Source organism: Actinoplanes sp. URMC 104, assembly GCF_051386375.1.
Taxonomy (GTDB): domain Bacteria; phylum Actinomycetota; class Actinomycetes; order Mycobacteriales; family Micromonosporaceae; genus Actinoplanes.
Genome location: NZ_JBPQTO010000011.1, coordinates 2,427,674 through 2,449,495, shown reverse-complemented (window position 1 = coordinate 2,449,495; position 21,822 = coordinate 2,427,674). Strand labels below are relative to the sequence as shown.

The window sequence follows — 21,822 nt, the reverse complement described above, 5'->3', positions numbered from 1 at the left end:
TTCGTTACGACGAGAGAATCAGCTGTGTGCGTGCAGGGGCTTGCCGGACAGGGCCAGGAACGCCTCGCCGAGCGCCTCGTTCTGCGTCGGGTGGGCGTGGACCAGCTGGGCGACCTCTTCCGGGAACGCCTCCCAGTTGTAGATCAACTGAGCCTCGCCGACCAGCTCTCCCATCCGCGCGCCGACCATGTGCACGCCCAGGACGGGGCCGTCGTTGAGCCGCACGAGCTTGACGAAGCCGGCCGTCTTGAGGATCTGGCTCTTGCCGTTGCCACCGAGGTTGTAGTTGTACGTCGAGACCTTGTCCGCGCCGTACTGCTCCTTGGCCCGGGTCTCGGTCAGGCCCACCGACGCGATCTCCGGGTCGGAGTAGGTGACCCGCGGGATGCCCGCCTCGTCGATCGGGGCCGGCTTCAGGCCCGCGATCTCCTCGGCGACGAAGATGCCCTGCTGGAAGCCGCGGTGCGCGAGCTGCAGGCCGGGCACGATGTCGCCCACGGCGTAGATGTTGCCGACGCCGGTGTGCAGCCGCTCGTTGGTGATGACGAAGCCCCGGTCGAGCGTGATGCCCTGCTCCTCGTACCCGAGGTTCGCCGTCGACGGGCCGCGGCCGACCGCGACCAGCAGCACCTCGGCCTCGACGGTCTCGCCGCCGGCGATCGTGGCGCGCACGCCGTTGTCGGTGTGCTCGACCTTCTCGAACGGCTTGCCGACCTTGAAGTTGATCTTGCGCTTGCGGAACGCGCGCTCGACCGTCTTCGAGATCTCCTCGTCCTCGGCCGCGACCAGGCGGGGGAGCGCCTCGAGGATGGTGACCTCGGCGCCGAAGGACTTCCAGACGCTGGCGAACTCGACGCCGATGACGCCGCCGCCGAGCACGATCGCCGACGAGGGGACCCGGTCGAGCTTGAGGGCGTGCTCGCTGGTGATGACCCGCTTGCCGTCGACCTCGAGACCCGGGAGCGTACGCGAGTAGGAGCCCGTCGCCAGGATGACGTTGCGGCCGGTGTAGCGCTGGCCGTCGACCTCGACGGTGTCCTTGCCGACCAGCTTGCCGGCGCCGTTCACGACGGTGATCTTGTCTTGCTTGAGCAGACCCTGCAGGCCCTTGTAGAGGCGCGCCACCACGCCGTCCTTGTACGCGTTGACACCGGCCATGTCGATGCCGACCAGGTCGGCCTTGACGCCGAACTGCTCGCTCTCGCGGGTCTGGTCGGCGATCTCGGCGGCGTGCAGCAGCGCCTTGGTCGGGATGCAGCCGCGGTGCAGGCAGGTGCCGCCCAGCTCGGCCTTGTCGATCAGCGCGACGGAGAGGTTGAGCTCGGCCGCGCGCAGGGCGGCCGCGTAGCCGCCGCTGCCGGCGCCGAGGATGACGATGTCGAAGGTTCCGCCGTTCGGCTGGCTCACGTTGACTCCAGTGTTCGCGTCGTTGCCATGCGGGTCACACAATGGAAACGGTCACAGTATGTCCTGGCCATCTTGTCACTTGTGGAACTGATCGATGTAGTCAGGTTCCCCACGTGCGTGCCTGCTCGTCGTACCCTTGGCGCACCAGAGCGTGAGGAGCGGGTCGTGGCCTGGTTTCGGCGTCGCCAGGAGCCCCGTCGTGCGGCCGGACGGGCGGTGGACCGTGCCGATCTTGAGTATCTCGCGGAGTTCGTCCGCACCCGGCGCGGGGTCGAGGCGTTCATCGAGCCACGCACGACGGTGACCGAGACCACCGTGTTGCTCGTGGCACACGACGGCGAGTGGACGCGCCGGCGCACCGAGACGCCCGAGATCGCCCGGCGATGGGCCCACCAGCTGAGCGTCCCGATCTACGACGTGAGGCTGATGGGTTACCCGCAACGGATGCGCGACTACAACGAGCGCCAGAAGCGCCGGCCCTCGGCACCGTCCTAGCTCAGCGAGTCGATCGCGGCCAGCAGCGTGCGGATCGGCACGCCCGTGCCGCCCTTGGTCCAGTACCCCGTCGCCTCGCCGGTGTGGTAGCTGGGGCCCGCGATGTCGATGTGCGCCCACTCGACGCCCTCGGCCACGAACTCGCGCAGGAAGACGCCGCCCTGCAGCATGTGCCCGGCCCGGTCGAGGTTCGCGTTGGTCTGGCAGATGTCGGCGATGTCCGACTCCATGCCCTTGCGGACCTCCTCGGGCAGCGGCATCGGCCAGGCCGGCTCGCCGACCTCGTCGCCCGCCTTGCGCACCAGCTCGACGGCGCCGTCCGAGCCCATCAGCCCGGCGATGCGCTTGCCCAGCGCGATGACCTGCCCGCCGGTCAGCGTCGAGGTCTCCAGCACGTAGTCGGTGCCGTCCTGGCACGCCCGGGCGATCGCGTCGCCGAGCACCATGCGCCCCTCGGCGTCGGTGTTGAACACCTCGACGCGCTTGCCGTTGAACATCGTGATGACGTCGCCCGGGCGGTACGCCGTACCGGAGGGCATGTTCTCGGCCATCGCCAGGTAGGCGGTGACCGCCACCCGGGGCTTGAGCGCGGCGACCGCCAGCATGGTGGCGCCCACCGCGGCCGCGCCCGCCATGTCCGACTTCATCTCCCACATGCCCGCCGACGGCTTGATGCTGATGCCGCCGGTGTCGAACGTGATGCCCTTGCCGACCAGCGCCACCCGCGTCGGCGACTCGACGCCCTCGGGCACGTAGCTGAGCTTCACCAGCCGCGGCGGGGCCTCCGAGCCCTGGCCCACCGCCACGATGCCGCCGTAGCCGCCGGCCTTGAGCTGGTCGAAGTCGAGCACCTCGACCTCCAGGCCGGTGCCCTCGGCCGCGGCCACCACGGCGTCGGCGAACTGCGGCGGGCGCAGCACGTTGGGCGGGGTGTTGACCCAGTCGCGGGTCAGGCGCACCGAGCGCGCGACGACCTCGGCGCGGGTCACCTCGGCGGCGGCCGCGGCGTCGCCCGCGTCGGGCACGTGCACCTGCAGCGCGGCGACCGGGTCGCGGCGGCTCGGCTGCGGCTTGGTCTTGTAGCCGGCGAACCGGTACGACCCCAGCAGCGCGCCCTCGAGGATCGCGCGCAGCACGCCCGGCGCGTCCTCGTCGTCGGGCACCGGCAGGGCCAGCGCGACCGTGCCGCTGCCCGCCAGCGCGCGCACCGCGGCGCCCGCGCCCCGGCGCAGGGTCTCGGGGGCGGGCGCGGAGCCCGACGGCTCGTCGCCCAGCCCCACCGCCACCACCAGCGGGGCCGCGATCGTGCCGAGGGTGGCCAGCTTGGTCACCTCGCCCGGCGCGCCGCTCGCGCCGAGCAGCGCCAGCGTCGAGGTCAGCCGCCCGTCGAACGCGGCGGCGATGCTCTCCGCGCCGGCGGCCGGCAGCAGGGCGCCGTCCTCGTCGGGCTGGCTGTGCAGGCCGATGACGATGGCGTCGACGGCCAATTCGGCCGGGTCGCTGTCGACCAGGCTGAGGCTGGGCTGGCTCACTGGAGGCTCTCCGCGGGACTTGGGGGCCGGGTGGCCTCTTGGGCGCCCCGGTCGAAAAGGTGCTTGGGTGTCCCCGCGACTCTAACCAAGGTCAAGGTCACGGGTAAGTTGACTCTCATGTCTGCCCTCCTCCGTTCGCCGCTGCACGAGCGTCACGTCGCACTCGGTGCGAAATTCGCCTCCTTCGGCGGCTGGGAGATGCCGCTGGAGTACGCGGGCGGCGGCGTCCTCAAGGAGCACACGGCCGTGCGCGAGGCGGCCGGCGTCTTCGACGTGTCGCACCTGGGCAAGGCCCGCGTCCGCGGCGCCGGGGCGGCCGCGTTCGTGAACTCCTGCCTCACCAACGACCTCGGCCGCATCGCGCCGGGCAAGGCGCAGTACACGCTCTGCTGCGCGGAGAACGGCGGCGTGGTCGACGACCTCATCGCGTACCTGCTCTCGGACGACGAGGTCTTCCTCATCCCGAACGCGGCCAACACGGCGGAGGTCGTACGCCTGCTGACCGCCGCCGCGCCAGCGGGCATCACCGTCACCGGCGAGCACCACGACTGGGCCGTGCTCGCCGTGCAGGGCCCGCAGTCCGCCGCCGTGGTCGCCAAGCTGGGCCTGCCCGCGCTCAGCGACTACATGTCGTTCGCCGTGTCCGAGGCCGGGTACGTCGTCTGCCGCACCGGCTACACCGGCGAGCACGGCTACGAGCTCGTCGTGCCCTCGGGCGCTGCGACTGAGGTCTGGGACGCGCTGATCGACGCCGGCGTGCAGCCCTGCGGCCTCGGCGCGCGGGACACGCTGCGCACCGAGATGGGCTACCCTCTGCACGGCCAGGACCTGACCCTCGACATCACGCCCGTGCAGGCCCGCTCGGGCTGGGCGGTCGGCTGGAACAAGCCCGCCTTCTGGGGCCGCGACGCCCTCGTGGCCGAGAAGGCCGCCGGCCCCCGCCGCACGCTGCGCGGTCTCGAACTGACCGGTCGCGGCATCCCCCGCGGTCACATGCAGGTGTACGCCGGCGACCAGCTCATCGGCGAGACCACGAGCGGCACGTTCTCGCCCACCCGCAAGGTCGGCATCGCGCTGGCCCTGCTCGACACAGCCGCCGCCGTCACCGAGGGCGACCTGGTGCAGATCGACATCCGCGGCCGCCGCACCGAGGCCCGCGTCGTGAAGCCGCCTTTCGTCCAGACCTCGGTCCGCTGAGGCGGGGTCGTCCGCTTCCCTGACCTCGGGGTGGCGAGGGCTCGCTCAATGCCCCCAGCGCCCGGCTTGCCGCACCCGCCCGCCTGGCCGGCACCCGCGCCCGCCTGGCCGCACCCGCCCGTCTGCCGCGTCCGTCCGCTTGTCCGCGCCTCGCCCGTCTGGCCGCCCGGCCGGCCCGTCTGCGCCCCGCCCGTCTGGCGCCCCCGGCCCGTCTGGCCGCGCCGGTCCGCTGGCCGCGCCGGTCCGCCTGCGCCGTGCCCGCCTGGCCGCCCCGGCCCGCCTGGAAGCGCCGCGGCCGGCTGCGCCCGTCCGCCCGCCCGGCCGCGCCCGTCCGCCGTGTCCGCGCCCTTCCGTCCACCTGGCCGCGCCCATCCACCCGGCCGGCCACGCTTGGCTCTGCCCGCGTCCCCCGCTCAGCCCGCAAATTTCTCTCAGCCGGACTAGCCCCACGTGGCTTGGTCGCGCCGCATTCGGCCCACACTCGTGACTCGGCCGCGCCGCATTCCGCCCGCACATCCGACTCGGCCGCGCAGCACCCGGCCGCACCCCACAACTCGGCCGCGCAGCACCCGGCCGCACCCCGACTCGGCCGCGCCGCACTCGGCCCGCACACCCGACTCGGCCGCACCCCAGCGCGCCCCACGCTCGGCGCCCGACGTGATCAAGTCCGCATCGCGCTGTACGTCAGATCACGGATTTCCGGCTGTGGACAACCCGTTATGTCCGTTTGCGCCGGCGTACTTTCGGGCCGGCCCCCTGGGTGGGCGGGGAGGGCTTAGTGGGGGCGGGCTCGCAGGTCAGCGGAGAGACAGGCCGACGAGGGTGGCGGTGGTGGCGAGCTCGACGGCGGCGCCCAGCACGTCGCCGGTGATGCCGCCGAAACGGCGTACGGCGTGGTGCACCAGCGCGAGCACCGCCAGCAGCGAGACGACGACGGCGACGGGCCCCTGCCACGGACGGCTCGGCGTCGCGGCAACTGCCGCCCCCGCCACGAGCACCGCGCCCACCACGACCACCGGCACGGGCACAGTGCCGGCCACCAGCGCCCCCAACCCTTCGGGCCGGGCGGCGGGCACGCCGCGACGGCAGGCCAGCGGCACGGCGACCCGGCCGGCGGCGAAGGCGACGACCACGGCGACCACCGGCAGCGAGGTCAGCGCCGAGGCCTGGATCAGCAGCGTGAGCGCGATCGCGGCGACGCCGAAGGGGCCGATGTCGGACTTCTTCATGATCTCGAGCGCGGCCTCGCCGCGGCGGTAGGAGCCGAGCGCGTCGGTCGTGTCGGCCAGCCCGTCGAGGTGCATGCCGCGGGTCAGCAGGGCCGCCGCGGCGACGGTGACGGCGGCGGCGAGCAGGGCGGGGGCGTGGGCCTCGCGCAGCAGCCACAGGATCGCGGCGAGCATCGCGCCGAGCAGGGCGCCTACGGCGGGCGCCGCGCTCATCGCCACGGCGGCTGCGGGGCGGTCGATCCGGCCGGCGCGGACCGGCAGGACCGTCAGCGTGGTGATCGAGAGCCGGAGGCCGTCCGCGAGCCTCACTCCGGCGAGGTGGTGGCCGGTCCGGGACCGTCGGGCTCGGGCTCGGTGAAGTCGGGCTCGCCCTCGTCCGCGGGCAGCGTCGCGGGGTGCGGCCCGATCGCCGACGCGAGCCCGACGGCGGTCCGCAGCAACGGGAGCGCGGCCAGCGCGTTCGCGCCTTCGCCGAGACCCAGACCCAGATCCAGTACGGGGGTCAGGCCGAGCACGTCGCCGCCCTGGCGCACCAGTTCGAGGTCGCCCGCGTCGACCAGCATCGACCAGTGCCGGGTCTGGCTGGCCAGGTCGCGGGCGATCAGCCCGGCGGCCACGCCGACCGGCCCGTCGAGCACGACCGGCAGCCGCCGGGCCGCCGCGCCGAGCAGCGCGCCGGTCGCCACGGCCAGGTCGGGGCCGCCGAGCTCGCGCAGGAGGTCCTTGGCGCCGCGCGGCTCCCGGCGGATGCGGTGCAGCGCGTCGCGCACGGCGGCGCACCGGGCCATCCACGACTCGTCGTCGAACACGCCGCCGGGTAGCAGGACGCGGGGCAGCACGGCGACCGGCTCCGCGCCCGTGGTGGCGGCCGAGACGGCGGCGGCGACGGCGTCGGTGCCGGCGCCGATCGAGGCGAGCACGAGCAGGTCCTTGCCGGCCTCCGCGGCGGCGTCGGCGAGCTGCCAGCCCTGCTGCAGGCCGCGCTCCACCTCCTCGTCGGTGGTGGTGGGGCCGTCCTCCATGGGCGCGGCCTCACCGGTGCGCAGCACGGCGATGTCGGCGCCGGCCGACCCGGCGAGACGGCTCAGCACGCCCTCGCCGTTCTCGACCTGCGCGACGCGGCGCTCGACGTCCTCGGCGTCGTCACCGGCCGCGGCGCCGCCGGCGTGGCGACCCGAGATCAGCAGCACCCGTACGGCGGACCACGGCTGCGGGGTGACGGTGCCCTGCGTGCCGGCGGCGAACTCGACCGCCTCCACCAGCCGGCCCAGCCCGGTGCCGGGGAAGTCGACGGTGGCCAGGCGGTCCCGCGCGTCGGGCCCGGCGTCGCCGTCGGGCAGCGGCAGGTCCATGCCCGCCTCGATGACGGTCGCCGACGCGACCAGCGGCAGCACCATGGTCGGCTCGTTGACGACCTCGGGCACGCGAACGGACCCCTCGACGGCCGGTGGGCTCACGACGTGCGTGGGCTCGTCGGCGGGCGGGCTCACGACATGCGCGGGCGGGCTAACCACCTCTGCACGCGAGCCGGCATCTGCGGGCGACCCGGCGGGCGGCTCGGCGCTCGCCGGCACGGGAGGCACGGTGGGGAAGGCGACCGCCGGCTCGGGCGCCGGCTTCAGCCAGACCGGCCGGCCCGCGACCACCAGCGCGACCCGGTCGCAGGCGTCGGCAAGGGCCTGGTTGGTGGTGCCCAGCGCGTCGGCGAAGGCGCGCCCCACCGGGGTCGTCGGCACCAGCGCGAGGCCGACCTCGGGGCTGACCAGCACGACCCGCGCGGCGCAGGAGCGTACGGCGGCGGCCAGCGCGGCCACGTCGGCCTCGTCGTCGTTGGGCTGGCGGGCCGGGTCGAGCAGCGCGGCGACCCAGCCGCCCAGGTCGTCGACCAGCAGCGTGTCGTCGGGCTTCGCCTCGGTCAGCAGCTCGGTGAGCCGGGCCGGGTCGGCGCCGGTCTCCTCGGTCGACCACGACTGCGGGCGGCGGCGCTGATGCGCCTCGATGCGGCCCAGCCACTCGGGGTCGTCCTCGCCGCCGGCGGCGGTCGCCACGTAGCGCACCGCGGGGGCGTCGGCCACCAGCGACTCGGCGAACGCGGACTTGCCGGAGCGGATTCCGCCGAGCACCAGGACCGTGTGCTGCCGATCATCGGACATGCCCCGTACCTTAAGGCCGGGCCGCACGGCGCGACGCCGTAGGGTGGAAGCGCACCGACCGAGGACGTGAGGGGACGGCGTATGTCGTGGAGTTGGCGGTACGAGAACGTCGACGGCCAGCCGGTGGCCGGTCCACCGGAGACGTTCAGCAGCCAGGCCGACGCCGAGTCGTGGATCGGCCAGGAGTGGCGTCAGCTGGCCGAGCAGGGCGTGGCCGGGGTGGTGCTGCTCGAGGACGACCGGGTCGACTACCGGATGAGCCTGCTGCCGGCGGAATGAGCGGGACGTGACTTACGAACCGGTCTCCACCCGGACGCCGCGCAACGCCTTCGTGCCCAGCCCGGTGTTCGTGGGCATCGTCGCCGTCTTCGTGGTCAGCGGCTGGATGACCTGGGCGGGCTTCGGCAACGTCCGGGTCGACGTGTTCCTGTTCGTCGTCTCGGGCTGGCTGGTCTCGCTGTGCCTGCACGAGTACGCGCACGCGCTGATCGGCTACTTCTCCGGCGACCACACCGTGGCCGAACGCGGCTATCTGCGGCTCAACCCGCTGAAGTACACGAGCCCGCTGCTGTCGATCGTGCTGCCGGTCGTCGTGGTGATCCTCGGCGGCATCGGCCTGCCCGGCGGCGCCGTGTGGGTCGACCACCGGTACATCCGCAGCCGCGCCAAGGACTCGCTGATCAGCGCCGCCGGCCCGCTCACCAACGTGATCCTGGCGCTGCTGTTCGCGATCCCGTTCCTGATCGGCGTCGGGCCCACGCTCGACCTGGTCGGCGGCCAGTTCGTCGCCGGCGGCTCGGGCGACCACCTGGAGTTCTGGGCCGCGCTCGCGGCGCTGGCGTTCCTGCAGGTGACCGCGACGATCCTCAACCTGCTGCCGATCCCCGGGCTGGACGGCGGCAGCATCATCGCCCCGTGGATGAGCCCCGCGTATCAGCGGGCGTGGAACCTCTTCGCCCCGTACGGGTTCATCCTGCTCTTCCTGCTGCTGTGGCAGACGCGGATCGGGGAGTGGTTCTACGACGTGGTCTTCTGGATCGCCGACAAGCTGGGCCTGTCGGAGGTGCTGATCCGCGTCGGGCTCGAATTGATGAGGTTCTGGTCCGGGAGCTGAGCAGCAGCCCCCGGACCAGCACCGTCAGGGACGCTGCGCCGGGCTCTGGGTCTTGGCCGGGTCGCGCTCGACGACCGGGTCCAGGGCCGCGTCGATGGCCTTCATCAGGTCGGCGTCGAGCTTCCTGCCCGAGGCCTTGGCGTTGTCGTGCACCTGCTCGGGGCGCGACGCGCCGATGATGGCGGCCGAGACGTTCTGGTTCTGCAGCACCCACGCGACGGCGAGCTGCGCCATCGACAGCCCGGCCTGCTCGGCGAGCGGCTTGAGCTGGGCGACCGCCTCCAGCACCTCGTCACGCATGAGCCGCGAGATGAAGTTCGCGCCGGACTTCTCGTCGGTGGCGCGCGAACCCGCCGGCGGCTGCTTGCCGACCTCGTACTTGCCGGTCAGCACGCCCTGCGCGATCGGCGAGAACACGACCTGGCCGATGCCGAGCTCGATCGAGGTGGGCACCACCTCGGCCTCGATGACCCGCCAGAGCGCCGAGTACTGCGGCTGGTTCGACACGAACGGGATCTTCAGGTCCTGGGCCATCTCCCAGCCGGCCCGGATCTCGGACGCGGTCCACTCGGACACGCCGATGTAGAGCGCCTTGCCCTGGCGCACCACGTCGGCGAACGCCTGCATGGTCTCCTCGAGCGGGGTCGAGTAGTCGTAGCGGTGCGCCTGGTAGAGGTCGACGTAGTCGGTCTGCAGCCGGCTCAGCGACCCGTCGATCGACTCCATGATGTGCTTGCGCGACAGGCTGCGGTCGTTCGGGCCCGGGCCGGTCGGCCAGAACACCTTGGTGAAGATCTCCAGGCCCTGGCGGCGCTCGCCCTTCAGCGCCCGGCCCAGCACCTCCTCGGCGCGGCCACCGGCGTACGCGTCGGCGGTGTCGAAGGTGGTGATGCCCACGTCGAGGGCGGCGCGCACGCAGGCGACCGCGGCGTCCTCCTCGACCTGGGAACCGTGGGTGATCCAGTTGCCGTACGCGAGCTCGCTGATGAGCAGCCCCGAACGGCCGAGATGACGGTGTTCCATGCCCCGACACTATGCCCGGCCGCGGAACTTTTCAGAGGACGGGACGGGTGTCCTTGATCAACTTACCGATCTCCTCCAGCACGTCGGCGCGCTCGGAGTATTTGAGCTCGACCAGCGGCCTGCCGTCGCGGGTCAGCGCGCCCCACAGCCCGAACCGGTCGGCCACCAGGAACGCCACGGGGTGGATGAGCAGGGCGGCGTGCACCGGCTGCACCAGCAGCTGGCCGGCGCGGTCGACCACCCCGTACACCTCGCCCGCGTCGACGACCGCGAGCCCCTCGTCGGTGAACCCGTCCACCGGCTCGCCCGACGCCAGCATCGTCGCGAACGCCCGGTAGTGCGGCTGCACGACGACCCGCCCGTGCCGGTCGACCGCACCCCAGCCGCCGCGCCGCACCAGCGCCAGCCCGTTGCGGAACGGCCGCGCGTCGTCGAACCCGCCCGGCACGATCACCCGGTCCTGCTTGTCGATCGCGAACCAGCCGCCCGCGTCGTCGCGCGACACCCAGGCCAGCCCCTCGGCGTACCGGCCCGCCGCGCGGTACCCCGACGACGCGTCGATCAGCACCTCGCCCGACTCGTCGATCAGCTCCCACGCCGGCGCCTCCGGCAGGCGCACCCAGGCCACCCCGTCCGCGAACGGCTGGGCCTGCGCGAACCGCGGCGTCAGCGACCCCGGATAGCCCCACAACCCCGACGCCTCGTCCTGCAGCGGCCGCACCGGTCCCGTCCCGCCCACGATCTCGTCCCGGTTCCGGGGGTACGGTCCCCAGCCCTCCGCGGCCCGGCCGGTGATCGTGTCCAGGGCCAGCTCGATCCGCTCGACCAGGTCCGGGTCGGCGCCCTTGCGCAGGTCGAGCGCGCTCTCCAGGTGGTTCACGGCCTCCAGGTAGCGCCCCTGCTCGAACGCCGACCGCCCCGCCAGCTCGAAGATCTCCGCGCGCAGCCGGGCGGGCAGCTCCGCCGAGTTGGCCTCCGCGTAGATCCGGTCGGCCTCGGCGTAGTCGCCCCGCCACTGCAGCACGTGCGCCAGCCGCGCCCGCACGGTCGCCGTCCGTACGAGATCACCCGCGGCCTCGGCGTGCATCAGCGCCGCCCGCGCATCCTCCAGCGCCGGATCGAGGTCGTCCAGCAGCCGCGACGCGACGGCCCGCAGGCTGAGCAGCCGCGCCCGGTCGGCGTCGCGCTCGGCGTACTCGAGCTTGTCGGTGAGCCGGTCGATCACCACCCACATCGGCTCGTCGTCCTCGATCTGCTCGCGCAGCGTGCGCGGGTCGTACGTCACCGGGTAGGCGGCGAGGATCTGCTCCGGGTCGGTGCGCCGGTTGCGCGGGTCGGCCCGCTGCTCCCGGTTCTGCCGGATGGGCCGCGGCGGGTCGTCGTTCCGACCGCCCGGTTCCGTCGCGTCGACCGGGTCCGCCGCTGCCGGCTCTGCCTCTGCCGGGTCCGCCGCTGCCGGGTCCGCCTCTGCCGGGTCCGCCGCTGCCGGGTCCGCCGCTGCCGGGTTCGCCGCCGGCTCCGCCGTGATGGCCGGCGCGGGCGCCGGTGCCTCGATCGCCCCGGCCACCTCCCGGGGAGCGTCGTCGACCAGCTCCGCGTCCACGATGTCGTCGTCGAGCGCATCCGCCGTCGCGTGTACGTCGTCGAGCGGCTCGAAGTCGATCAGTTCCGCTTCGATCGGTTCGTCGTCCGCGGTCTCCGGTTCCGCGGGAGCCGGATCAGCCTTGGGCGGCTGCTCGATCAGGATCGGCTGCACGGCGATCGGCTCGTCGTAGTCCGCATAGGGCAGGTCGGCGTGGTGCGTTTCCGCTGCCTCGTCGCCCGGCCGATCGGCGGCACCGGGATGCTCGAACGCGCTCTCGCCGGAGGGCACCTCGGAGCCGGCCGTGTCCTGCGCGGCAGCCGTGGGGGCGGCGTCGCGCGGGCCGACCTGCGTCGACTCGTCCGGTGTGTGCCTGCCTTGCGGTGTTTCCGGCTGCGCGGCGGACGGCGTCGACGACGCCGGTTCGCCGAGGTCCTGCCCGTTGTTGTCCGAGGTCTCGTCGCGGGTGCCGGGTTCTGCAGCGGCTTCGGTGTCGTTCGGCTGGGCAGGCGCCGGTCCGCCGGTCGTGGGCCGGGCCTCTGCGTATTCGCCGGCCGAGGGCTGGGCGGCGGCCGATTCGCTGCGGTTCTGCCCGCCGCTGTTCGGCGCCTCTTCGCGGATGCCGGGACGAGCAGCGGGTTCCGTGTCGTTCGGCTGGGCGGCCGCCGGCTCGCTGACCGTGGACCGAACCGTGACCGGTTCGCTGGTCGTCGCTCGAGCGCCCACGGGCTCGCCGGCGGGGGCCCGGACGGCTGCGGGATCGCTGAGGTCGTGCCTGCGGCTGTCCGGTCGCGTTGCGGGTTCGCTGTTGTACGGCTGGCCGGGCGCCTGCTCGTCGACTGTGGGCCGGACTGCTGCGTACACGCCAGCCGCTACCTGGGCGGCTCCTGGTTCGCCGGCCGTAGATCGGACTGCTGCGGGTTCGCCGACTGAGGGCTCAGCCGGTACGGGCCCGTCGGTCGTGGGCCGGGCCGCTGGAGGTTCGTTGGCCCATGGCTCAGTCGATACGGGTGCGGTGGCCGGAGGGCGGGCAGCTACGGGTCCGCGGGCCGGGGGCTCCGCCGACAGGGGCGCGTCGGCCGTGGATGGGACTGTTACGGGTCCGCTGGTTGATGGCTCAGCCGATAGGGGCGCGTTGGCTGTGGGCCGGGCGGCTGCGGGTTCGCTGGTCGAAGGCTCAGCCGATACCGGTGCGTCGGTCGTGGGCTGGGCCGCCGAGGATTCGCTGACCGTGGGTCGGACCGCGACGGGCGCGTTGGCCAGGGGCTCGGTCGCTACGGGCGCGTTGGCCGTGGGTGGCGTCGCTGCGGGTTCGCTGGCCGAGGGCTCAGCCGACAGGGGCGCGTTGGCCGTGGGTCGGGCCGCTGCGGGTTCGCCGGCTGAGGGCTCAGCCGATACGGGCGCGCCGGCCGAGGGTTGGGCCGCTGGGAGATCGGTGACCCGAGGCCGTGCGGGGATGGGGTCCCTGACTGTCGGCAGGCCGGCTGCTGCGCTTGGCGCGGGCTGGACGGGCGCAGGCGGGCGCTCCGAGGGAGGGGCGGAAGCCGGTGCGGGGGCGGCCGAGGCCTGGGTCGGAGCGGTCGCCTCGGCGGGGAAGGGCTCGGACGTGGTGGGTTCGGCCGGCTCGGCGGTGGCTTCGTCGATCGGCTCGAGGACGACAGGGTGGGCCAGCGGGGGCTCGTCGGTGTGCGGGATCGGCGGGGGCAGGGGCGAGATGGCGCCGAGGCCGCTCTGGGAGAGCAGCCAGCCGAGGCCGCGCGGTTCGTCATCCTCGTCGGCGGGCGGCGGGACGGCCGCGGACACCGGCATCGCGGAGGCGGGACTCGGGGCCTGGGCGGGAGCTTCAACGGCGGGGCGCTCCCACATCGTTCCGCTCGATGCCGCGGTCAGGGGCGGGGCGCTCCGAGGCGCCGGCTGGGTGGAGACCGGTCCCACCGACGGGTCGTAGGCCTCACCAGGCGCGTGCGCTGCGGACGCCTCGGGCACTGGGTAGGGCGGCGCCGTCACCGGTGCAACCGCATCGTCGGCGGGAACCGGCCCGGCCCCATGACCGGTCGCGGGCTGAGCCGAAGCAGGCTGCGCGGCAGCAGGCCAGGGGCTGGCCGGCTGTGCCGACGCCGGCCACGACGACCCGGGCTGTGCGGACGTCGGCTGAGGCGAGCCGGCCCACGGCGGCGGCACAGGCTGCGCCGACGTGGGATGCGCCGCGCCGGGGTGTGACGCGGCCGGCTGCGAGGAGCTCGGCTGCGCCGTGCCGGGGTGCGGGGTGGCCGGTTGCGCGGAGCTCGGCTGCGCCGTGCCGGGGTGCGGGGTGGCCGGTTGCGCGGAGCTCAGCTGCGCCGTGCCGGGGTGCGGGGCGAAGGGCTGCGCTGACGTCGGATAGCTCGGCTGGGCCGAACGCTGAGCGGAGGGCGGCGCCTGGCGAGGGCCTGGCTGGCCCGGGACTCGGCCGGCTGGGCCGGGCGGCGGCGCAGCCGGGTAGGAACCGGCCGGGGGCGAGACCTGGTGAGGCGCGGGCGGCAGAGCGGCCGGGTCGGTGCCTGGCGGCGGCGAGGCCGGGTGGGGGCCGGGCGGGGGCGAGACCGGGTAGGCGCCGGCTGGCGGTGACACCTGGCGAGGCCCGGGGGCAGGCGAGGCCGGGTAGGAACCGGGCCGCGGCGGCACGGGCTGGGAGCCGTAGTCGGAGGGCTGAGCAGGGCCGGAGACCGGGCGTGAGTGAGCGGCAGGGAAGGACGGCGCGGCCGGCGGCTGCGCGGAAGCGGGGACCGGGTGCGGAGAAGGCGGGACGGGCTGGCCGGGAACCCGGGGATAGGCGGGGGTGCCGGGGCGCGGAGGGGTGACCCGGGTGGGCTGCGGCGCCGGGCGGGCCTCGGCCGGGGTGTGGCGCTCCGCCGGAACGGGGCGCAGGTCGAACGGGGTCTCGTCGTGCCCTTCGCGCGGGGCGGGGACGGGGTGGGCGCCGGGGCGGTTCGGGAAGGCGTCGGCGGGTGCGGGACGGGCGCTGCCGTAGACGCCGGCTGCCGGGGAGACCGGGCGCGGGCCGTCCTCGGGGGTGTGCGGCCTGCCGTACTGCGAACCCGCAGCGGGCGGGCGGGCGGCGCCGTAGACGCCGGGGGAGGACGGCGGAACGGCCCGGCCCGCGGGCGGGGAGACGGGCCGGCCGGGGGAGGAGGACGGAACGGCGGTGCCCCGGCTTGCCGGAGGGTCGGCGGAGTGGCCACGGTTGACCGGCACCGAGGGCGCGTTGCCGGGATTGACCGGCACGGACCACGGGTTGCTGCGAGGGGCGGGCGCCGCCGGCGGGTCGGTCGAGCGGAACTGCGAAGACGGCGCCGAGGACTCGCGCCGCTGCGCCTCGCGGAACTGGACCGCGTCGCGGTAGGAGCTGCCGGCGGGGCCCGCATCCGGACGGCCGTAGAGGGGAGCGCCGGGAGGCGTGCGACGGTCCTCGGCGGGCGGCGAGGCGGCCGGGCGGTTCCCCTGCGGCTCGTCGCCGGAAGGCGTACGGGAATCGCCGGAGGCCTCGTAGACCGGCGTGTGCACGGCCTTCCGGCGGCCGGGGTCGCCGGGGTAGCGCTGACCGGACAACGGCTCCCACTCCCAGGTGATCTCGTAGACCCAGGCGGGCTCGTCGCCCCAGATGTCGCCGCCCCGGGAGCTGAAGCCGTTCATCGGGGGAGGCCCGGCGCTTGGCTACGCTCCGTCACGGCGAAAACTTCCACTTCTGGTCGAAAATGGGCGGTGGGCGGGGAGAGAACCGGGTAGAGTCGCCCGGCTCCACCGCAGGGAAGGAGATTAGCGGCGTGGACGGGCTGGACGCCAGCGTGCCAACGATCTTCCCCCGCCGTCCAGTACGCAGCTCCGTTGCTACGTTCGGCGCGCTGGCCTGGTCGGGTTTCCGTCGCTACGCGACCTATCGGACGGCGATGGCCGCCGGATCGTTCACCAACGTGGTCTTCGGCTTCCTGCGCTGCTACGTGCTGCTCGCCGTGGCCGCGGGCGCGGCGGGGCGGGCGGGGGGATACGACGCGCGGCAGCTGGCCACCTTCGTCTGGGTGGGGCAGGGGCTACTGTACGTGGTCGGCATCTGGGGCTGGACCGACCTGGCCGACCGCATCCGCACCGGCGACATCGCGGCCGACCTGCTGCGCCCGGTCCCGCCGGTGACCGCCTATCTGGCCGCCGACCTGGGGCGCTGCGGCTACGGGATGCTGACCCGCTTCGGCCCGCCGGTGCTGGTGGGGGCGTTGTTCTTCCCGCTGGCCACGCCGGTTCGCTGGCAGACCGTGCCGCTGTTCGCGGTCTCCGTGCTGCTGGCCGTGATCGGCAGCTTCGGGTGCCGCTACCTGGTCAACGCGACCGCGTACTGGCTCGGCGACGCCCGCGGCCCGCTCATGTTCTGGACGCTCGGCTCGGGCATGCTGGCCGGCCTGTACTTCCCGCTGCGCCTGCTGCCCGACTGGCTCACGGTCACGATCTGGGTGACCACCCCGCTGCCGGGCCTGCTGCAGACGCCGCTCGACGTGCTGGTCGAGCGCGACCCGCCGGGGCGGCAGGCGGGCCTGGTCGCCCTGCAGGCGGTCTGGGCCGTGATCATGGTCGCCCTGGCGCAGCGGGTGCAGCGCCGCGCCGAGCGCCGGCTGGTGGTGCAGGGTGGCTGAGGCGCTCAGGGCGTACGCGGCGCTGTTCGGCGGGCGGCTGCGCTCGGCCACCGCGTACCGTGCCTCGTTCGCCGTCGAGTTGATCACCAACGCCGGCGGCACGGTGCTCGACGCGACCACCGTCTTCGTGCTGTTCCGCGCGGCGGCGGTGGTGGGCGGCTTCACGCTCGACGAGGCGCTGCTGATGACGGGGATCACCGCGTCCGGCTTCGTGCTCGCGGACCTGACCGTCGGCAACATCGACCAGCTCAAGACGTACGTGCGGTCGGGCACGCTGGACGCCGTGCTGGTGCGGCCGCTGGCCGTGCTGCCGCAGCTGGTGATCGCCGACCTGCCGCTGCGCAAGCTCTCCCGGTTCGCGGTCGGGGTCACCGTGCTGATCGTGGCGGTGGTCAGCAACGACATCGACTGGACGCCCGGCCGGGTGCTGCTGCTGGCGACGGCCCCGATCAGCGGCGCGGTGTTCTTCGGGGCGATCTTCGTGCTGAGCGCCAGCCTCGCGTTCTGGTGGGTCGAGTCCGGCGAGGTCGGCGCGGCCTTCACGTACGGCGGGCGCGACTTCACCTCGTATCCGATCACGGTCTACGGCTCCTGGTTCCGCGCGGTCTTCGCGTACGCCCTGGGGTTCGGATTCGTCAGCTATCAGCCCGCGCTCACCCTGCTCGACCGTGCGGATCCCCTGGGACTGCCCGCCTGGACCGGCTATGTGGCGCCGGTCGTGGCGCTGGTCGCCGCGGGCATCGCCGCGCTGGTGTGGCGGATCGGCGTGCGTCACTACCGGAGCACCGGCTCATGATCGAGATGAAGGACCTGCGCAAGGACTTCACCGTACGCGTGAAGACCGGCCGTCTCCGCCGCGAGAAGCGCACGGTCGCGGCCGTCGACGGGATCAGCCTGGCGATCGGCGCGGGGGAGATGGTCGGCTACATCGGCCCGAACGGCGCCGGCAAGTCGACCACCCTCAAGATGCTGACCGGCGTGCTGTCGCCGTCCGCGGGCGAGGTGTCGGTCTGCGGCCTGCGACCGGTGCCGCAGCGCACCCGGCTCGCGCTGCGCATCGGCGTGGTGTTCGGGCAGCGCTCGCAGCTGTGGTGGGACCTGCCGCTGCGCGAGTCGTTCCGGGTGCTGCGGCACATCTACCGCGTGCCGGCCGCCGACCACGAGACCCGGCTGCGCCGCTGCCGCGACCTGCTCGACCTCGACGCGTTCCTGGACACCCCGGTGCGCCAGCTGTCGCTGGGCCAGCGGATGCGCGGCGAGCTGACCGCGGCGCTGCTGCACGGGCCCGAGGTGCTCTTCCTCGACGAGCCGACGATCGGGCTCGACGTGGTGAGCAAGCAGGCGGTCCGCTCGTTCCTCGGCGAGCTGGGCACGAGCGGGGACGTCACGCTCGTGCTCACCACGCACGACCTGGCCGACATCGAGCGGCTCTGCCGGCGGCTGGTGGTGATCGACCACGGCCGGGTGGTGCACGACGGCACGATCGAGGACCTGCACGCCCGGTACGGGTCGCGGCGCCGGCTGGTGGCCGACCTCGAGACGCCGCTGCCGCCCGGCTTCACGCTGCCCGGCGCGACGCTGACCTCGGTCGAGGCGGACGGGCACCGGATCACCCTCACGCTGGAGTCGATCGCCGCGGGCGCCGCGGTGGCGGCGCTGGTGAACGCGGCGGCGGTGCGCGACCTGTCGCTGGTCGAGCCCGAGATCGAGGACGTGGTGGCGCGGCTCTACAGTGACGGCCGCCCCGGCCGATCATGAGCCACCGTGAAGCCTCTCCTGGCCGCCGTGCTGTCGGTGGCGGTGCTCCTCGGCCTGCCGGCGCCCGCCTCCGCCGCGAGCCCCGAGCTGGTCGTCAACCCCTCGGCGCGTACGGACCTCGGCGGTTGGCGGGCGCAGTCGGAGTCCGGCACGGTGGCGCTCAAGCGGGTGGCCGGGCTGCGGGGCGCCGGTGCGACGACGGGCGTCGAGCTGAGCCGGGACGGCGGCGACGGCCGGTGGGCGTACGCCCTGGTGGGTCTGAGAACGACCTTCGTCGTGGGCCGGACCTATCGGATGACGGCGTGGCTGCGTGATCCGGGCGGGGCCGGCCGGCGGTACGGGATCCTGCTCGCGGACGGCTGGTACCGCAACCGGCCGACCGCGACCGCCGAGTACGTCACCCCGGCCGGCGCCGGCTGGCAGCAGGTCACCCGCACGTTCGTGGCGACCGCGACGGGGACCGCGGACACCGCCTTCTACCTTTCGCTGCCCGCGAGCGGCTCCTTCGACGTGCAGGTCACCGGCGTCAGCGTGCAGCCGGCCACCGCGTACGCCCCGGTCACCGTCCGCGGCAGGGCGCAGGTCGTCGGCTTCGGCCCGGACGCCTGGACCGCCCGCACCGGCTACGGCGTCTGGGGCAACGTCGAGCTGCAGACCTACCAGCCGTCCAGCGCCCGGGTGGACGAGCGTGGCACCCTGACGATCACGACCGAGCGGGCGGCGGACGGCTTCACCAGCGCGCGGCTCGACACGCTCGGCAAGGTCGCGGTGGCCCCCGGCTCGTACGTCGAGGCCGCGATCACGGCCCCGGTCGGCGCGGGTGTCTGGCCGGCGTTCTGGACAATGGGCGCCAACCAGCCCACGGTGGGCTGGCCCGCGTGCGGTGAGCTGGACATCTTCGAGGGTACGGGCGCCCGCCCCACGCTCGCGCAGTCCGCGGTGCACATGGCGCTCGCCGGGAAGCCGTCGGTCGATCGGCAGTACGGCTGGGGCGAGGCGGGCGCCGCGTCCGACCTGGGCGCCTCGCTGGACGCCGGGAGCCACCTCTTCGGCGTGTACTTCGACTCCCGTACGGTCCGCTTCTACGTCGACCGCAGGCCCACCATGACCCTGTGGGCCTCCGACGCGATCGCCTCGGGCCGCACCTGGCCGTTCGCGAAGCCGCAGTTCCTGATCGTCAACGTGGCTGTCGACGGGACCGTGGACAGCTCGGCGACGACCTTCCCGCGCACCATGACCGTGAGCCCCGTGTCGATCTGGAGGGGCGGCGTCCCGTTCTAGCGGTGCTCCATGACCAGCACGGCCCAGGACGGTTCGAGCGCCTCGTAGTGGTGGGCGACGTCGCCCGGGAAGCTCACGTAGTCGCCCGGGCCCAGCTCGACCTCCTCGCCCGCGGGCCCGGCCTTGATGCGGCCGCCGCCGACCACGATGTGCTCGACGCTGCCGGAGTTGTGCGCGGCCGCGTCGCGGGCCTGCCCCGGCTCGAGCTCCATCACGTAGATGTCCCGGCGGGTGTGCGCGGACCCGGCCGCCAGCAGCGTCGCGACGAAGTCGGCCCCGTCGGCCCGCAGCCGCGGTCCCTCGCCGGCGCGGATCACCCGCACCTGGGTCTCGGGCGGCTCGACCAGCCTGCTGAACGGCACGCCCAGCGCCACCCCCAGCGACCAGAGCGTCTCGATGCTCGGGTTGCCGGTGCCCGCCTCGAGCTGGGAGAGCGTCGACTTGGCCAGTCCGGCGCGCCGGGCGAGCTCGGCCAGCGAGATGCCGGCCCGCTCGCGCTCCCGGCGCAGGGCCGCGGCGATCGTGGCCAGCGGAGGCGCCGGCTGCTGCATGGTCGCTCCTTCCTTTGACGAACCCCGTGGACATCGTTCATTATTTCAAACTATGCGTACGATCTGGCGAACGCATGCCGACCGGGCTCAGCTGCGCGACGCGGGCGCGATCGCCGCGGCCATGGTGGCAGTCGGCGCGTCGTTCGGCGCCATCGCCATCGCGTACGGGCTGCCGACCTGGGTGCCGTTCCTCATGTCGACCGTCGTGTTCGCCGGCGGAGCGCAGTTCCTCGCCATCGGCCTGATCGCCGCCGGCAACCCGATCGCCGCGGTGCTCGCCGGCCTGCTGCTCAACACCCGCCACGTGCCGTTCGGCCTCGCCGTCGGCGACGCGATCGGCCCCGGCTGGCGCCGCGTGGCCGGCAGCCACCTGATGACCGACGAGGTCGTGGCGTTCACCCTGGCCCAGAAGGACCCCGCCCGCCGCCGCCGCACGTACTGGCTGATCGGCATCACGCTGTTCACCTCGTGGAATCTCGGCACGCTGCTGGGCGTCCTGCTCGGCGGCGCCGTCGGCGACTACGAGTCGCTCGGCCTCGACGCCGCCTTCCCCGCCGGTCTGATCGCCCTCATCCTGCCCTCACTGCGCGACCGAGCCACCCGCACAGCCGCCCTCACCGGCGCCGCCATCGCCATCGCGCTGACCCCCGTGCTGCCCGCCGGCCTGCCCGTCCTGTGCGCCCTGCTGGGCCTGCTCACCCTGATCCGTTTTCCCTCCACCCGCCGGGAGCCGTGATGCTGATCGCCGCGATCGTCGTGCTCGGGCTGGGCACCTACACGATGCGCCTGGGTGGCGTGCTGCTGCGCGAACGGCTCGAACTCTCCGCCACCCTCCAGCGCCTGCTGCCGATGGCCGCGGCCGCTCTGCTGGCCGCCCTGGCCGGCACCGCCACCGTCATGGCCGGCAGCAGCTTCGCCGGCGTGGCCCGCCCCGCCGGGGTCGCCGTGGGCGCGCTGCTGGCCTGGCGCCGCGCGCCCTTCGTGGTCGTCGTCGTGGCGGCCGCCGCCACGGCCGCCCTGCTGCGCCTCGCCGGGATCGAGTGATCCCCGCCGATCACGCCGCCGGGATGTCCTCGACCCGGTAGTACACCGGCAATCCACGTTCCTGCGCGATTGCCACGTCCTGGTCCGCGCCGGTCGACTCCCCGGGCAGGCGCAGGACCGCGTCGCAGTGCTGGAGCAGGCGCTCGGCCGTCGGGTAGAGCACCTCCTTCGCGAGCGGGTCCGCCACGCTTGTCGCGCCCCCGCCGCGCAGCACCGGCAGTGCCACCCACTCGCCGATCATCGGCACGTGCCCGAGCTGGAAGATCGGCCAGGCCGCCTCCTCGAGCCGGGCCAGGTTGGCGGCCAGAAGCCCGGGGTCGTCACCCGTTCCCGAACGGTACGGCCCGGCGATGAGGATCAGCTTCGATGTCGTCGTCATGCCCGCCACGGTAGTCGAACAACACGCAATAGTCGACAGAAGTGCGCATGAACACGTAGTCGTGGGTACGCGTTCTTGCAAGTTTGAGAGGTGAAGATCGACGAATGGGGCAAGCTGTGCCGCTCGGCGCTTCTTGGAAGAGGCACCGGCGGGGCCCGGGCCGGGGTTGCGGAGGCCGCGTTGCGCCAGGTGAGGCGGTCGGCACGATCGCGCGCCGGGTACGGTGCCGCGCCGGTTGCTGCTCATGGCGGCGGAAGCGCGCGGCGTCCGCTCAGGGGAGGAGACTCGCGCGGTGCTGCTCAGGGGAGCAGGCATGCGGTGCCGCGGCGCGCCGGTTGGAGCGGGTGTTCGGTGGCGCGCCGGTGGGAGGGGGTGCCAGGCGCGGCTCAGCGCGCCACGGAGCCTGCGCCGGAGCG

19 protein-coding genes are annotated in these 21,822 nt (G+C 74.0%); 11 read left to right on the top strand and 8 right to left on the bottom strand.

From position 1 onward, the window contains the following. Nucleotides 1–18: 18 nt before the first annotated feature. Nucleotides 19–1,407: a dihydrolipoyl dehydrogenase gene (gene lpdA, locus ACSNN8_RS37100; RefSeq protein ID WP_436654842.1), complete on the bottom strand. Its 1,389-nt coding sequence runs from the start codon at nucleotides 1,405–1,407 to the stop codon at nucleotides 19–21. A gap of 165 nt (nucleotides 1,408–1,572) precedes the next feature. On the opposite strand from lpdA, the gene ACSNN8_RS37095 reads away from it, so the two are divergent. After that, the gene (locus tag ACSNN8_RS37095; RefSeq protein ID WP_436654841.1) at nucleotides 1,573–1,902 is read left to right on the top strand and encodes a hypothetical protein; all 330 of its coding nucleotides are present in this window, start codon (nucleotides 1,573–1,575) and stop codon (nucleotides 1,900–1,902) included. Here the strand turns inward: ACSNN8_RS37095 and ACSNN8_RS37090 are convergent. Further along, complete coding sequence (locus tag ACSNN8_RS37090) at nucleotides 1,899–3,434, bottom strand: leucyl aminopeptidase (protein WP_436654840.1); 1,536 nt, start codon at nucleotides 3,432–3,434, stop codon at nucleotides 1,899–1,901. The genes ACSNN8_RS37095 and ACSNN8_RS37090 overlap by 4 nt on opposite strands. Before the next feature lie 117 nt (nucleotides 3,435–3,551). Between ACSNN8_RS37090 and gcvT the strand changes: the two genes are divergently transcribed. Continuing rightward, nucleotides 3,552–4,631, top strand: coding sequence for a glycine cleavage system aminomethyltransferase GcvT (gene gcvT, locus ACSNN8_RS37085; protein WP_436654839.1), 1,080 nt, complete (start codon nucleotides 3,552–3,554; stop codon nucleotides 4,629–4,631). Nucleotides 4,632–5,428: 797 nt separating this feature from the next. Here gcvT and cobS read toward each other — a convergent pair. Then, on the bottom strand, nucleotides 5,429–6,169 hold the full coding sequence (gene cobS, locus ACSNN8_RS37080) for an adenosylcobinamide-GDP ribazoletransferase (RefSeq protein WP_436654838.1): 741 nt from the start codon (nucleotides 6,167–6,169) through the stop codon (nucleotides 5,429–5,431). Then, on the bottom strand, nucleotides 6,166–8,013 hold the full coding sequence (locus tag ACSNN8_RS37075) for a bifunctional adenosylcobinamide kinase/adenosylcobinamide-phosphate guanylyltransferase (protein WP_436654837.1): 1,848 nt from the start codon (nucleotides 8,011–8,013) through the stop codon (nucleotides 6,166–6,168). The genes cobS and ACSNN8_RS37075 overlap by 4 nt, the downstream gene beginning before the upstream one ends. A gap of 81 nt (nucleotides 8,014–8,094) precedes the next feature. On the opposite strand from ACSNN8_RS37075, the gene ACSNN8_RS37070 reads away from it, so the two are divergent. Further along, a complete protein-coding gene (locus ACSNN8_RS37070; RefSeq protein ID WP_436654836.1) occupies nucleotides 8,095–8,292 on the top strand; it encodes a hypothetical protein in 198 nt (65 codons plus the stop codon). A 7-nt stretch (nucleotides 8,293–8,299) separates the two neighbouring features. Then, the gene (locus ACSNN8_RS37065) at nucleotides 8,300–9,127 is read left to right on the top strand and encodes a site-2 protease family protein (protein WP_436654835.1); all 828 of its coding nucleotides are present in this window, start codon (nucleotides 8,300–8,302) and stop codon (nucleotides 9,125–9,127) included. Between the two features lie 24 nt (nucleotides 9,128–9,151). Here the strand turns inward: ACSNN8_RS37065 and ACSNN8_RS37060 are convergent, their stop codons facing one another. Then, nucleotides 9,152–10,150, bottom strand: coding sequence for an aldo/keto reductase family protein (locus ACSNN8_RS37060; protein ID WP_436654834.1), 999 nt, complete (start codon nucleotides 10,148–10,150; stop codon nucleotides 9,152–9,154). Nucleotides 10,151–10,181: 31 nt separating this feature from the next. Continuing rightward, nucleotides 10,182–12,596, bottom strand: coding sequence for a WG repeat-containing protein (locus ACSNN8_RS37055; RefSeq protein ID WP_436654833.1), 2,415 nt, complete (start codon nucleotides 12,594–12,596; stop codon nucleotides 10,182–10,184). Nucleotides 12,597–13,961: 1,365 nt separating this feature from the next. Here ACSNN8_RS37055 and ACSNN8_RS37050 point away from each other — a divergent pair. From ACSNN8_RS37050 to ACSNN8_RS37030, 5 genes are all read left to right on the top strand, one after another. Then, a complete protein-coding gene (locus ACSNN8_RS37050) occupies nucleotides 13,962–14,105 on the top strand; it encodes a pentapeptide repeat-containing protein (RefSeq protein WP_436655573.1) in 144 nt (47 codons plus the stop codon). Between the two features lie 1,430 nt (nucleotides 14,106–15,535). Beyond that, nucleotides 15,536–16,393: an ABC transporter permease gene (locus ACSNN8_RS37045; RefSeq protein WP_436654832.1), complete on the top strand. Its 858-nt coding sequence runs from the start codon at nucleotides 15,536–15,538 to the stop codon at nucleotides 16,391–16,393. After that, nucleotides 16,386–17,189: an ABC transporter permease gene (locus ACSNN8_RS37040; protein WP_436654831.1), complete on the top strand. Its 804-nt coding sequence runs from the start codon at nucleotides 16,386–16,388 to the stop codon at nucleotides 17,187–17,189. The genes ACSNN8_RS37045 and ACSNN8_RS37040 overlap by 8 nt, the downstream gene beginning before the upstream one ends. Further along, nucleotides 17,186–18,151 carry an ABC transporter ATP-binding protein gene (locus ACSNN8_RS37035; RefSeq protein ID WP_436654830.1) on the top strand — a complete coding sequence of 322 codons (966 nt, stop codon included), beginning with the start codon at nucleotides 17,186–17,188 and terminating at the stop codon, nucleotides 18,149–18,151. Before ACSNN8_RS37040 ends, ACSNN8_RS37035 begins: the two co-directional genes overlap by 4 nt. A gap of 6 nt (nucleotides 18,152–18,157) precedes the next feature. Beyond that, entirely contained in the window at nucleotides 18,158–19,432 is a 1,275-nt protein-coding gene (locus ACSNN8_RS37030) for a glycoside hydrolase family 16 protein (protein ID WP_436654829.1), read from the top strand. Here the strand turns inward: ACSNN8_RS37030 and ACSNN8_RS37025 are convergent. Further along, nucleotides 19,429–19,983, bottom strand: a complete 555-nt coding sequence (locus ACSNN8_RS37025; protein ID WP_436654828.1) for a helix-turn-helix domain-containing protein — start codon at nucleotides 19,981–19,983, stop codon at nucleotides 19,429–19,431. The genes ACSNN8_RS37030 and ACSNN8_RS37025 overlap by 4 nt on opposite strands. 52 nt (nucleotides 19,984–20,035) lie before the next feature. Between ACSNN8_RS37025 and ACSNN8_RS37020 the strand changes: the two genes are divergently transcribed. Both ACSNN8_RS37020 and ACSNN8_RS37015 read left to right on the top strand, forming a co-directional pair. Next, the gene (locus ACSNN8_RS37020) at nucleotides 20,036–20,719 is read left to right on the top strand and encodes an AzlC family ABC transporter permease (RefSeq protein ID WP_436654827.1); all 684 of its coding nucleotides are present in this window, start codon (nucleotides 20,036–20,038) and stop codon (nucleotides 20,717–20,719) included. Further along, entirely contained in the window at nucleotides 20,719–21,027 is a 309-nt protein-coding gene (locus ACSNN8_RS37015; RefSeq protein ID WP_436654826.1) for an AzlD domain-containing protein, read from the top strand. Before ACSNN8_RS37020 ends, ACSNN8_RS37015 begins: the two co-directional genes overlap by 1 nt. Before the next feature lie 10 nt (nucleotides 21,028–21,037). On the opposite strand, the gene ACSNN8_RS37010 is transcribed toward ACSNN8_RS37015, so the two are convergent. Next, the gene (locus ACSNN8_RS37010; RefSeq protein WP_436654825.1) at nucleotides 21,038–21,406 is read right to left on the bottom strand and encodes a DUF4406 domain-containing protein; all 369 of its coding nucleotides are present in this window, start codon (nucleotides 21,404–21,406) and stop codon (nucleotides 21,038–21,040) included. Between the last annotated feature and the right edge of the window lie 416 nt (nucleotides 21,407–21,822).

Bases quoted from the DNA above. Each gene is read 5' to 3' on its own strand.
- gcvT (WP_436654839.1), top strand. From the start codon at position 3,552: ATGTCTGCCCTCCTCCGTTCGCCGCTGCACGAGCGTCACGTCGCACTC.
- ACSNN8_RS37075 (WP_436654837.1), bottom strand. From the start codon at position 8,013: ATGTCCGATGATCGGCAGCACACGGTCCTGGTGCTCGGCGGAATCCGC.
- ACSNN8_RS37070 (WP_436654836.1), top strand. From the start codon at position 8,095: ATGTCGTGGAGTTGGCGGTACGAGAACGTCGACGGCCAGCCGGTGGCC.
- ACSNN8_RS37060 (WP_436654834.1), bottom strand. From the start codon at position 10,150: ATGGAACACCGTCATCTCGGCCGTTCGGGGCTGCTCATCAGCGAGCTC.
- ACSNN8_RS37035 (WP_436654830.1), top strand. From the start codon at position 17,186: ATGATCGAGATGAAGGACCTGCGCAAGGACTTCACCGTACGCGTGAAG.
- ACSNN8_RS37025 (WP_436654828.1), bottom strand. From the start codon at position 19,983: ATGCAGCAGCCGGCGCCTCCGCTGGCCACGATCGCCGCGGCCCTGCGC.
- ACSNN8_RS37020 (WP_436654827.1), top strand. From the start codon at position 20,036: ATGCGTACGATCTGGCGAACGCATGCCGACCGGGCTCAGCTGCGCGAC.
- ACSNN8_RS37015 (WP_436654826.1), top strand. From the start codon at position 20,719: ATGCTGATCGCCGCGATCGTCGTGCTCGGGCTGGGCACCTACACGATG.
- ACSNN8_RS37010 (WP_436654825.1), bottom strand. From the start codon at position 21,406: ATGACGACGACATCGAAGCTGATCCTCATCGCCGGGCCGTACCGTTCG.